Source organism: Enterococcus sp. AMC1157 (assembly GCF_058216555.1).
In genome coordinates this window covers 1,313,241-1,325,243 of record NZ_CM177099.1, presented here as the reverse complement: position 1 = coordinate 1,325,243, position 12,003 = coordinate 1,313,241, and the positions used below count along the sequence as shown (strand labels likewise).

The following is a 12,003-nucleotide window of genomic DNA, read 5'->3' as shown; positions in this document are numbered from 1 at the left end:
CGAATTAGCTTAAAATAAAATAGCTAATAGAAATAAGGAGAAATAATGATGCGTATTAGAACATTGAAAAAATCGGATGCTGCAGAATTTGTACGACTAACTAAAACAATTGATGAATCAGGAAGGATGCTTTTTGAACCTGGAGAACGTCAAACAACTGTAGAACAACAAGAAAAAATGATTCAACGGATTCAAGAAGACAAAAAATCGACTTTTTTAGTTGCTGAAATTGAGGGTCATTTAGTAGGTTATTTAGGTGCATTAGGTAATCAGGCAAAACGTAAGCAACATATAGTTTATATAGCTTTAGGAGTTCTAGAAAACTATCAAGGCAAAGGGGTTGCAACTAGGTTATTCAATGAGATTTTTGACTGGGCAAAAGCAACTGCTATTTCTCGAATTGAGCTTACAGTAATGAAGAAAAATAAAAAAGCGTTAGAGTTATACAAAAAACTGGGTTTTGTGATTGAAGGTGAAAAAATCCATTCCCTGATAATAGATGATAATTTTGAAGATGAGTATTACATGTATAAACTAATTTTATGATAGCTATAGAAAAAATTTGTGATGATTAAGTTTATAATTCGTTCTTTAAAAAATAGAAATTTTTGGGGACTTGTTTTGGAAGCGTCACTCTCTATCTAACGAGAAGATGTTTTTCCAATTATTTTTCAGAAAACTAACAAAAAAATTGTCAAGGAATCAAAAATTCTGTATAATAATTTTGTAATAGTTTTTTGTTTATTCATAGGGGAGTAACTGGCAGCATACACGCTGTGGCAACGTCACCAACCGAAATTTTTTTTCTGGTGTTGCCTTAATTAGTGAGACTTATGTATGTGTTGCACATACACGAGTCTATTTTTTTTTAATAAAAATAGCTTGTTGCTGTATAAAAATCTAAGGAGGAAGAAAATGTCAGAAGAAACTGCAAAGAAACAACCATCTCAAGCATTTTACGCTCAAACAGATAAAGCTGTTTTTGATATGCTTGAAACAAAACCGGAAGGCCTTACCGATGCGGAAGCGCAAAAGCGTTTGTCAGAATATGGTCCCAATGAATTACAAGGAGAACCTGAAAAAGGCTTGTTCTCAATGATTTTGGATCAGCTGAAAGATATGCTAGTGATTATTTTAATCATTGCTGCAGCTGTATCAATTGCTCTTGGAGAAGTATTAGATGGCTCAATCATTTTAGCCATTGTTGTACTAAATACATTTTTGGGTGTGTACCAAGAAAACAAAGCCAGTAACGCGCTAAAAGCTTTGAAGGAAATGGCTAGCCCACAGGTAAAAGCTCGTCGTAATGGAAAAATTGTTGAACTTGCGTCTAATCAAATTGTTCCTGGAGATATTGTTATCTTGGAAGCTGGAGATTATGTACCAGCAGATTTACGATTAGTGGAAGCCAATAATTTAAAAGTTGAAGAAGCAGCCTTAACGGGAGAATCATTACCAGTTGATAAAGATGCTCGAGTAGTGTTGGATGAAGATGCAGGTTTAGGTGACCGCATCAACAGTGGATTTATGGGAACTGTTGTTACTTATGGACGCGGAACAGGGATTGTTACACAAACAGGAATGGGTACCCAAATGGGGAACATCGCTGGTTTGTTAAATCAAAGCCCAGTTGAATCGACACCATTACAGAAAAAATTAGATCAATTAGGTAAAGTATTAGGTTTCATTTGTCTAGCAGTTGTTTTACTAATCTTTGGATTAGGTTTGTATCGTGGCATGGACTTCTTTGAAATCTTCATGACTGCTATTGCTTTAGCAGTTGCGGCGATTCCAGAAGGTTTGACCGTTGTTGTTACTGTTGTTTTAGCGATGGGAATGCAACGAATGGTTAAAGTCCATTCAATTGTGAAACGTCTAAGTGCCGTAGAAACGTTAGGTAGTACAACCGTTATTTGTTCTGATAAAACAGGGACATTAACTCAAAATAAAATGACCATCGAAAAAGCTTATTTTGAAGGTCAAACGTATGACGTAACTGGAAGCGGCTATAGTGCAGACGGTGAATTACTTTCTGAAGATGGCCAAGCAGTACCAAATGATAGTATCCAATTGTTGGTTCAAGGAGCTATTTTGTGTAATGATTCTAGTTTTAACCCAACAGAAGAAACGATTTTAGGTGATCCTACTGAGGGTGCTATGGTCGTACTTGGTTATAAATTAGGAATGGATAAAGAGCAATGGGATAATGATTTTGCCAGAATTGACGAATTACCATTTGATTCTGATCGTAAATTAATGAGTACGGTTCATAAACACACAGCTGAAAATGCATTGATGTTTACGAAAGGTGCGCCAGATGAATTACTAAAACGTTGTGTAAATATTAAAACAGCAACTGGTGTCGAACCATTGACAGAAGAAACAAGAGAAGCAATTCTTAAAACAAATGAAGGCTTCGCACAAGATGCGCTACGTGTAATTGCCGTGGCTTATAAAGAATTACCAGCTGAAAACTTCCAATTAGAAGAAGAAGGCTTAACGTTTGTTGGTTTAGTCGGAATGATTGACCCACCAAGAGAAGAAGCAAAAGATGCAATTGATACATGTAAAAAAGCTGGAATCCAAGTAAAAATGATTACTGGGGACCACAGAATTACAGCACAAGCAATCGGAGAAAAATTAGGGATTGCTAGTGATACTGGAACAATTGTCGGTAGTGAAATTAACGGCATGTCTGATGAAGAATTACAAGAAGCAGTAAAAACAACCAATATCTTTGCCCGTGTGTCACCTGAACATAAAGTTCGTTTAGTACAAGCGGTGAAAAGAAATGGCGATATCGTAGCGATGACTGGTGACGGTGTTAACGATGCACCATCATTAAAAAATGCCGACATTGGTATTGCGATGGGAATTACTGGTACAGACGTTTCGAAAGAAGCAGCAGATATGATTTTAACAGATGATAACTTCGCAAGTATCGTAATGGCCGTATCAGAAGGTCGTACGATTTATGCAAATATCCGTAAAGTTGTTGGCTTCTTACTTTCATGTAACATTGGAGAAATCCTAGTTATCTTTATTGCGATGTTGTTCAATATGCCAGTTCCTTTGGCAGCGACTCAATTATTGGCAATCAACTTGATTACCGATGCTTTCCCAGCCTTTGCTTTAGGTATGGAAAAAGCAGAAGATGGCGTGATGGAAAAAGCACCAAGAAATCCAACCGAACCAGTTGTTAACAAAGTGATGGGAATTGCTGTATCAATCCAAAGTGTGTTCTTAGCTATTGGTGCCTTAGCTTCTTACGTGGTAGGTTACCATGCTCAAGCGCCAATCGCGACAATGTTCTCAGGAAATGCAGACCCAATTGCTCATGCAGAAGCTATGACTTGTTGTTTCTTCACCTTAGTATTAGGTGAATTAATGCGTGCGTACTCTGCTCGTTCTGAATCGGTTTCTATTTTCAAAATGAAATTGTTTGAAAACAGCTACCTAAACAAATGTGTACTTGCTTCATTAGCATTTATGTTGGCGGCAATTTATGTGCCGTTCTTAAATCCAGTATTTAGCACTGTACCATTGACAGCAAACGAATTAATTTTTGCCTTCTTATTAGCCTTCCTACCAGTTGTAGGTGGAGAAGTAGCGAAGAAAGTAAAAGTAAACTAATAGTACAACGTTAACGGAGACTCGTGATTGAGTCTCCGTTTTTTTACGTTTGAATGCCGAGAGGTAGGATGGCTCAGATCGGTTGATTATACTGTCTGTACTTTACGGAAGCTAGCTTTAAAATTTCGGTATTTCTGTAGACAATGAATTTATTTATTATGAAAAAATTTTCATCTTCTCTTCATGCTTGAAAGTGTTGCTTGAGCTTTTCTTTGGTTATAATAAAATTGAGGAGGTGTTTGACTTGGAAAATATCACATTATTACTAGTAGAAGACGAGGAAAGTTTAGCAGACTTTATCGAAACAGAATTAAAATTTGAAGGATATCAAGTGATTTGGGCCAAAGATGGTCAAGAAGCCTTGGAATATTACCAGACACAAAAAATAGATTTAATTTTACTTGATTGGATGCTCCCTAAGTATGATGGAATTACTGTAGCCAGACGTATTAGAAAAGACAGCGATGTTCCGATTATCATGATGACAGCTAAAAATCAAACAGCAGATATTGTTCAAGGATTGGATACGGGACTGGATGATTACATTACTAAACCTTTTGAGATAGAGGAATTGTTTGCGCGTATTCGTGTGATTCAACGACGACTGCATTCAGAAACCCATCAAGAAACAAGTCTAAAATATAAACAATTAGAATTAGATATTGCCAAACATCAAGTGAAAATCGATCAGGAAGAAATTTATCTAACACCTAAAGAATTTGGTGTCTTACACGAATTAATGAAAACACCAGAAGAAGTCAAAAGCCGAGATGAGTTATTAAATAGTGTGTGGGGATATGAATTTTTTGGACAAACCAATGTGGTAGATGTTTATGTACGTACCTTGAGGAAAAAATTACAACACGCAGATAAACTGGTTCAGACGGTTAGAGGTGTGGGGTATGTTTTGAGGGACAGCGATGAAAAATAAGCGATGGCAAAAACAAAGTGCTCAATTTCAATTAACCAGTCGTTTTGTACTAATTCTAACAACGGTACTTCTCGTCATTAATCTAGTTTTTATCAGTGTTTCTTTTTATTCTGTCTACGATTATTTAGCAAATCAAGCAGAAGAAATTGTGGATACTTTGAATGAATTACCTGCAGAAACAAGTGATTTAGAGAGTTTAGCTAATGCCACAATTGCTAAAAGTGATGAAGATGCCATTCGTTTTGTTTTAACAGAGGGACCAACTTACTATTCTTCTGGAGGAAAAGAGATTTTTAGCCAATTATCAGAAGGGACTACTCTGCCAATTTTTCGAGGAATAATTTTGGCTGAGGATGAGATTTATTATTTTTATCGCCAGCAACAAGACAATCGTTTGGTGGAATTAGCAATTCATGGAAATACTGTGATTGAAATGTTAACCCGATTAATTATCATTAGTTTATTTTTAAATATTTTTGCGATTCTTATTGGAAGCTTGATTATTTATTTCTTTGTTGGTAGTTGGAGTAAGACCTTGCAACAAATGACAAAAGAGATGGAAGGAATTGAAGAAACAAGAGAGCAGGATTTGTTGACTATTCCAGAAACTCCTTTGGAAATACGGCAAACAGCCACTTCCTTTAATCATTTGTTATTGTCGCAACGACAAGCCATTGCTAGAGAAAGTCAATTTGTTGCCGATGCCTCTCATGAATTAAAAACACCTCTAACTGCTATTCGAGGTCACATTCAATTAATTAAACGCAGAGGGCAAGCCCATCCAGAAGTCATCCCTAAATCCATTGATTTTATTGATAAAGAATCCAAACGATTGGAAACACTAACCAATCAACTGTTAATTTTAGGTGGCGAAGGAAGAGAACGACAAGAATTAGACTTATCAAACCTTGTTTCCCAAGAAATCAAAAAAATTAAATTGCAGACTGAACAGACAATCAGCACAAGTATTGAATCCGATGTGTCTATGCAAGCGAATGAAGTAGAATTTCAACAACTATGTCAGAATCTTTTGGACAATGCTCGGAAATATTCAACAAAAGAAGATACTATTCATGTGCTCTTAGAACAAACGGATCAAGAAATCATAGTAGAAGTTCAAGACACGGGGATTGGAATTCCGGATGAAATGAAAGCGAAGATTTTTGAACGATTTTTCCGTGTCGATCCTTCTAGAATGAGTCGAACAGAGGGCTCCGGAATTGGATTAGCTATTGTAAAAACAATTGTTGACAAATATCAAGGAGAGATAGTCGTTTTTGACAATCAACCGAAAGGAACGATTTTTCATCTGAAATTTCCTAAAAAATGAAAATTTCTTCATCTTACCTTTATGTTATTTTGATTTCAAAAAAAGAAATAACTAGTAACATAAAGATACACCAATGAGGAGGAAAAAATTATGAAAAAACTATTTTTATATTCAGGATCATTAGCGTTAGTATTATTATTTGCAGGTTGTACCAATGAAAATCCGGTGACACCTATTGAATCAGGAAATGGAAACACACAGGAAACGACTACAGTAGAAACATCAACAGAAACATCAACAGGGACTAACCAGTCTACAGATTCCATCCCATTGACCTTTGATGTAACTTTGGCGGAAGCAATTGAAGTCTTTCAAGAAAAACATCCTGATACAGATATCACATCGATTGAAGTCGATTCTTCTTTCGGTAACTATTTCTACAAAATTGAAGGAATGGACGATGATACTGAGTACGAACTAAAAGTGGACGTTCATACCAAAGAAGTCAGTGAAGAAAAATCTGAGAAATTAGATCGAGATGAACAAAATGGTGTGAAACGCCAAGAAGATAAATTAGATTTGTCTGATTTATTGCCATTAGATGAAATTACAACAATTGCTGAAGAGCAAGCAGAAGGTGGACAAGTCACTGATTGGGATTTAGATAAAGAAATGGGCATTGTTTATTGGGATGTGCAAGTTGAACAAGGTCGTACAGAAACCAATGTCAAAATCGATGCAAAAACTGGTGAAGTACTAGAAGTTGAATTGGATGACTAAAGCTTAGGTGTTAGGAATCATTTTTCTGCTTTCTTTCACTCTTAAAAAAAGGTAAAATGAAAAGAGCAAAAATGAAAGTGAGAGATAAACATGAAACCAAACTTAGGTTATTACGTTCAAAAAATTAGTAACGTGATTCAAGATACAGAAGCCATGGGAGAAGACATGCACCCATGCTATGAAGAAATTCGTACAGCAATTGACAATGAACACGTCGAAGAAATTTCCCCAGAACGTTTGTCTGAAATTGCAGCAACGTTTGCTGAAGGTACTCAAAAATATGAAGCAATGTTGGTAACAATCAAAGGTTTGCGCCCACCTGCACGAGTGATGGGAATTCATAAAAAATTAGAGAATGCGTATAGTGAATATGTAGCTGGCTGTCAAGAAATGGTTGCTAGTGTAACAGATACAGTGAATCCAGCAACGTTTAATGCTGCAGAAGACAAACAAGACAAAGCTACAGATGCCATCTCTTTTGCCTTTCAACGTATGTCAAGTTTGCTTTTAAAGAGATAAAAATGATAAAAACAAAGAATTAAACGAGAAATATTTAATGAAACTATTAGGTTATTTTTATGACAAAAATTCTCTAAGGATATATACTTATTTCATAACCAACAATAACCTTTTTATTTTTCATTTTACTCCTTAGTAGAGTAATTACTCCTTTTTCCGTCAGACCTAACCAATCTGGCGGTTTTTTTTGTATATTTTTCTTACCCATATTTAATTAAAAAAACGTTGGTTTTCATCCTAAGCTATGGTATGCTAAACATCCACGGAAATTTTCTAGAAAAACGTTATTTTATTCCCGTTTTTGAAATGGCTTACTTTGAGAAAATAGGAAATTAAATTTTTTATAAATACAGTAGGAAAAAGGTGAAGTGATGAGCTTAGTGGTTTTAATCGGTGCTCAAGCAGTTGGTAAAATGACTGTAGGAAAAGAGTTAGAAAAAATCATTGATGGTAAATTATTATATAATCATCAGACAATTGATATTTTTGCTGATTTTTTAGGTTATCAAAAATCAACCTTTCAATTATCAGATATGGTTCGAAAAGAATTATTTAAAGCCTTTGTAGAGAACAAAGAGACGAATCAAACGGAGACAGTTATTTTTACCGTGATGATTGGGTTTAGCGAAACTTATGATAAACAATTTTTACGAGAAATTGCCGATATTTTTCTTTCAAAGGGAGAAGAAGTGTATTTTGTAGAGCTAGTGGCTGATTTAGAAACAAGAATTAAACGTAATGTGGGAGAAGATCGTCTAGCAGCAAAACCTTCTAAACGAGATATTCAATTTTCTCACAATGAATTAGTAACTTCCAATGAGAAACATCGCTTGGTTTCCTTACCAGGGGAACTAGCAAAAATTGAACCACGAGCAAAAACTAAAGTGATTAATAATACGCATATCTCACCAAGTGCCACGGCAAAAATTATTAAAGAGCGTTTTAATCTGTGATAAATTATTTAAAATAAAATGCCGTAAAACAAGTTACTGGACATTCACTAATAAAAAATTAAATAAATATTTGGAATTGTAACATAAGTAAAAAAACTAAAATATTCGAGATTCTAGGCGAAATTGCGACTAGAGTCAGTTGGAACGTAGAGCGATCTTCTATGGTTCGGATATTTTACTGTTAAACTACTTATGTTACAGTTCCTTTTTGTATTTAGTTTATGAAAACCAAACAATCTTTATGCAATTTATACATAAAGCAAACTTATTTTTTACAAATGAAGTATATAGTGTAGTTGTTGGAAAAATATTAGCACTCAGCGAACCGGTTTTCTAAGGAGGATTTAATTGGTTACTATTAATGATGTTGCAAAAAAAGCAAATGTTTCTAAAAGCACAGTTTCAAATGTCTTCAGCCAAAAAAAATTTATTAGTCAAAAATTAACCCAAAGAGTGCTTGAAGCGGCTGAGGAGTTGGGTTATAAATCGAATTATTATGCGCAGACATTGGCTACTAAAAAATCAAAAGTGATTGGAATCTCATTCAATATGGAGAATAATGAATATTCTGTGTTTCATCAGAATATAATTAATGGCATTTTGTCTGTCTGTGGAGAGAAAAAATACCATTTGTTAATTGAACCCACTATCCAAGAAACACACACTTTTTTTCCAATTGATGGGAAAATAATTTTAAATCCAGATGAGTACGATATTTCTATCAATCATCCAAATCATGTTTGGGTAGGGACTCCTCCAATTAGTGAACGAGGAAAGATTGCTTATACAGATAATGATAATCAGAAAATTGGGGAACAAGTTGTTCATTATATGCTTGAAAATAATATCCAAAATATTGGATTTTTAAATGGTCTTGAAACTAAAACTGTTTCTCAAGATAGAAAAACGGGATATGAAAGAGCATTGAAAGATAAAGGCAACTTTAAAAAAGAAAGACATTTTTTTCTTAAAAAAAGAGAAGCTCCTAACTTATTTGCCTATCAAGCCACAAAATATTTACTGGAGAATGACAAAATCGAAGGGTTAATTGTTGACTCGGATTTCATGGCTCAAGGGGTTTATCAAGCTTGCCATGATTTAGGGAAAAATATTCCAGAAGATCTTTCTGTTATCGGAATTTGTTCAGGTTTCTTAAGTGAAGGACTTCAACCAAGTCTGACAACAGTAGAATTGAACGAATTTGAATTGGGAAGAGAGGCAGCTAGTTTATTAATTGAATGTTTAGAAAAAGGTGAAGATACATTTAATCATAAAATTCTTATCCCGGCAGAGATTCATCCAAAAGATTCAGTACGATTGTTAAAAAACTAGAATAACTATTAAAGAAATTTTCAATTTTTAAAGTCATCAATTTTAAGATAAATAAGGAGAAAATTATGAGTTACTTACAGTTTAAAAATATTGCTAAACAGTATACAAATGAAATGAATCAAGAGTCTTATGCAGTTAAAAATGCCAGCTTTGAAATAGAAAAAGGTGAGCTTGTTGTTTTTGTAGGTCCGTCAGGTTGTGGAAAATCAACTTTCCTGAGGATGATTGCTGGATTAGAAGAAATTAGTTCTGGTGAAATGATTATTGATGGAACGACTGTCAATGAGATAGAAGTGAAAAAAAGAGATATTGCGATGGTTTTCCAAGATTATGCATTGTATCCACATATGACAGTAAAACAAAATTTAGCTTTTGGTTTGGAAAATCAACGTGTTCCTAAAAAGAAAATTACAGAAAAAGTTGCTCATGCTTGTTCAGTTTTGGAGTTGACCCATCTAGAAGACCGTCTTCCGAAGCAATTATCTGGCGGACAAAGACAAAGAGTCGCTCTAGGTAGAGCCTTAGTAAAAGATCCAAAAGTTTTTCTTTTGGATGAGCCACTGTCAAACTTAGATGCAAAATTACGAGTACAAACAAGAAAAATGATTGCTGCTCTTCACAAGCAAATACAAGCAACAATGATTTATGTTACTCATGACCAAGTAGAAGCAATGACTTTAGGAGATAGAATTGTTGTAATGAAAGATGGTGAAATACAGCAGATTGATACACCTGAAAACTTGTATAAAGCTCCTAAGAACACTTTTGTTGCTAGTTTTATAGGTACTCCACCAATGAATTTATTAAAAATTCATTTGGATAATCTAAACCAAATTATATTGGCAAATCAAACCCTTAAATTACCTGCAACCTATCAAAGGGCTCTCACTTCTTATCAAGGTAAGGAGGTGATTCTTGGATTTCGACCAGAGGATGTCTCTATTGAGCCGACTTCAGAAGAAGCGAATGGGATTAAGCCCAATCTTATTGAATTTTTGGGTGCTGAAAATCTTGTTTATTTCGAATTACCTGAAGGAGAAATTATTGTAAGAAAAATAGTTTCTACAAAATTATCAGAAAATGATTGCTATGAAATGAAATTAGAAGTAAATAAAATTCATCTATTTGATTGTGAAACAGGACAAATAATAGTCAGAAAAGGAGCTAATTCAAATGAATAAATCTGTAAAAATGTATGCAGGATTGTTAGCAAGTTTTATGTTATTGGCAGCAGGATGTTCAAATACAACAAATCAAGAGGAATCATCTGCCGATAATTCTTCTACTCAAGAAGTCGTGACACTTTTGACATCGGTAACTGGTGGTAAAGACGATGAAGAAATGCGTCAATTTGAAGCGGAATTATCTAAATTAACAGGTTATACTATTGAAATGATTAAACCCGATGATTATAACCAAGTGCTAATGCAGAAATTAAAAGCTGGTGGAGAAGGTTTGGATTTAATTTATCTTGGTCAAGACCAAATGGCTGATTTAGTTGATCAAGGTGCATTATTAGACTTAACAGATAAAATTGAATCTTCTTCGGTGTTGTCAGATACAAGTGTTATTCCTGAGTCAGAGTGGGATGCAATAAAATTAGATGATAAGTTATATGCTAGTTTTAACAAAAAGGAAATTCAACGTGTTGTGAATATCAATGATGCGATGCTAGATAAGTATGATATTTCAAAGAATGTTGAGGAAACACTAGATGGTTACTATCAATTATTTAAAGAGCTGAAAGAAAAAAATACAGACGCTGGTTTTTATCCATTTAATACCGTGTTAAGTGAATTGTTTGATCTTCAACCTTGGTTTGCTAGTGCTTCTTTAAAGGGTGGAATCGTGTTAGACAGTAGTGGTAAACGAACAGTCCCCTGGTCATCAGATGAATCAAAAGTTGTATGGGAATGGTTACAAAAACTATATGCAGAAGGTTTATTAGATCCAAGTTCTTTAACTGATACAACAAAAGAGTTGAGAAATAAATTCCAATCTGGACAAACGGGTGTTGTTGTGGACTGGGCAGCATGGACTGGCTTATATAATGTGAATGCAGGAGATATGTATCCTGATGAATTTATGATCACTCCACATGGTGGTACCAAAAATGCTAGTGGAGAATACATGTTAACTAGAGGTGGAGCTTCTTTATGGGGAATTCCAGCATCCAGTGACAATATTGAAGGAGCAATGAAAGTTTTAGAAACTTTTGCCACACAAGAGGGTGGAGATTTACTTTCTGTTGGAATTGAAAATGTAGATTACACCATTGAAGATGGAGAAGTTGTCTTGACAGCAGAAGGAGAAAGTCACGGAAAAGACCATGGAGCGCCCTTCCCAATCTCTGAGAAATATCAGGCCCCGCTACCTAATAATCCTGGTGTAGATGATGCGTTAGCCTTATTGCCTTATGCTTCTACAGAGTCATTCTTACCGGAATCACCTAAGTACAAAGAAATCGTAGCTAAGCACGCTTTGAGAATTGTTAAGGGTGATAAAACAGTGGAAGATGGGTTGACTGAAATGAGAGAAGAGCTAGCTAGTTCAGGTGTGACAGAATAAAATAAGGTGGGAAAGAA

At 34.8% G+C, this 12,003-nt stretch carries 10 protein-coding genes; all 10 read left to right on the top strand.

The annotated features are described in order from the left end of the window. Positions 1-45 precede the first annotated feature (45 nt). The 10 genes from AC4BBX_RS06445 (at position 46) to AC4BBX_RS06400 (ending at position 11,986) form a co-directional block, all read left to right on the top strand. On the top strand, positions 46-546 hold the full coding sequence (locus AC4BBX_RS06445) for a GNAT family N-acetyltransferase (protein ID WP_490455614.1): 501 nt from the start codon (positions 46-48) through the stop codon (positions 544-546). Between the two features lie 369 nt (positions 547-915). Next, on the top strand, positions 916-3,633 hold the full coding sequence (locus tag AC4BBX_RS06440) for a cation-translocating P-type ATPase (protein WP_490455613.1): 2,718 nt from the start codon (positions 916-918) through the stop codon (positions 3,631-3,633). Positions 3,634-3,877: 244 nt separating this feature from the next. Continuing rightward, entirely contained in the window at positions 3,878-4,564 is a 687-nt protein-coding gene (locus AC4BBX_RS06435) for a response regulator transcription factor (protein WP_490455612.1), read from the top strand. Continuing rightward, positions 4,554-5,894 (top strand): sensor histidine kinase, encoded by a 1,341-nt coding sequence (locus AC4BBX_RS06430; RefSeq protein WP_490455611.1) that lies wholly within the window; start codon positions 4,554-4,556, stop codon positions 5,892-5,894. The genes AC4BBX_RS06435 and AC4BBX_RS06430 overlap by 11 nt, the downstream gene beginning before the upstream one ends. 90 nt (positions 5,895-5,984) lie before the next feature. After that, on the top strand, positions 5,985-6,614 hold the full coding sequence (locus tag AC4BBX_RS06425; RefSeq protein ID WP_490455610.1) for a PepSY domain-containing protein: 630 nt from the start codon (positions 5,985-5,987) through the stop codon (positions 6,612-6,614). A 90-nt stretch (positions 6,615-6,704) separates the two neighbouring features. After that, positions 6,705-7,133 carry a hypothetical protein gene (locus tag AC4BBX_RS06420; RefSeq protein WP_490455609.1) on the top strand — a complete coding sequence of 143 codons (429 nt, stop codon included), beginning with the start codon at positions 6,705-6,707 and terminating at the stop codon, positions 7,131-7,133. Between the two features lie 371 nt (positions 7,134-7,504). After that, entirely contained in the window at positions 7,505-8,086 is a 582-nt protein-coding gene (locus AC4BBX_RS06415) for a DEAD/DEAH box helicase family protein (RefSeq protein ID WP_490455608.1), read from the top strand. Between the two features lie 348 nt (positions 8,087-8,434). Further along, entirely contained in the window at positions 8,435-9,418 is a 984-nt protein-coding gene (locus AC4BBX_RS06410) for a LacI family DNA-binding transcriptional regulator (RefSeq protein WP_490455607.1), read from the top strand. A 65-nt stretch (positions 9,419-9,483) separates the two neighbouring features. Continuing rightward, a complete protein-coding gene (locus AC4BBX_RS06405) occupies positions 9,484-10,599 on the top strand; it encodes an ABC transporter ATP-binding protein (RefSeq protein ID WP_490455606.1) in 1,116 nt (371 codons plus the stop codon). Then, entirely contained in the window at positions 10,592-11,986 is a 1,395-nt protein-coding gene (locus tag AC4BBX_RS06400; RefSeq protein WP_490455605.1) for an ABC transporter substrate-binding protein, read from the top strand. Before AC4BBX_RS06405 ends, AC4BBX_RS06400 begins: the two co-directional genes overlap by 8 nt. Positions 11,987-12,003 lie beyond the last annotated feature (17 nt).

Excerpts from the sequence above, each read along its gene's own strand:
- AC4BBX_RS06405 (WP_490455606.1), top strand. The coding sequence starts at position 9,484 with ATGAGTTACTTACAGTTTAAAAATATTGCTAAACAGTATACAAATGAA.
- AC4BBX_RS06430 (WP_490455611.1), top strand. The coding sequence starts at position 4,554 with ATGAAAAATAAGCGATGGCAAAAACAAAGTGCTCAATTTCAATTAACC.
- AC4BBX_RS06425 (WP_490455610.1), top strand. The coding sequence starts at position 5,985 with ATGAAAAAACTATTTTTATATTCAGGATCATTAGCGTTAGTATTATTA.
- AC4BBX_RS06445 (WP_490455614.1), top strand. The coding sequence starts at position 46 with ATGATGCGTATTAGAACATTGAAAAAATCGGATGCTGCAGAATTTGTA.
- AC4BBX_RS06420 (WP_490455609.1), top strand. The coding sequence starts at position 6,705 with ATGAAACCAAACTTAGGTTATTACGTTCAAAAAATTAGTAACGTGATT.
- AC4BBX_RS06440 (WP_490455613.1), top strand. The coding sequence starts at position 916 with ATGTCAGAAGAAACTGCAAAGAAACAACCATCTCAAGCATTTTACGCT.
- AC4BBX_RS06415 (WP_490455608.1), top strand. The coding sequence starts at position 7,505 with ATGAGCTTAGTGGTTTTAATCGGTGCTCAAGCAGTTGGTAAAATGACT.
- AC4BBX_RS06400 (WP_490455605.1), top strand. The coding sequence starts at position 10,592 with ATGAATAAATCTGTAAAAATGTATGCAGGATTGTTAGCAAGTTTTATG.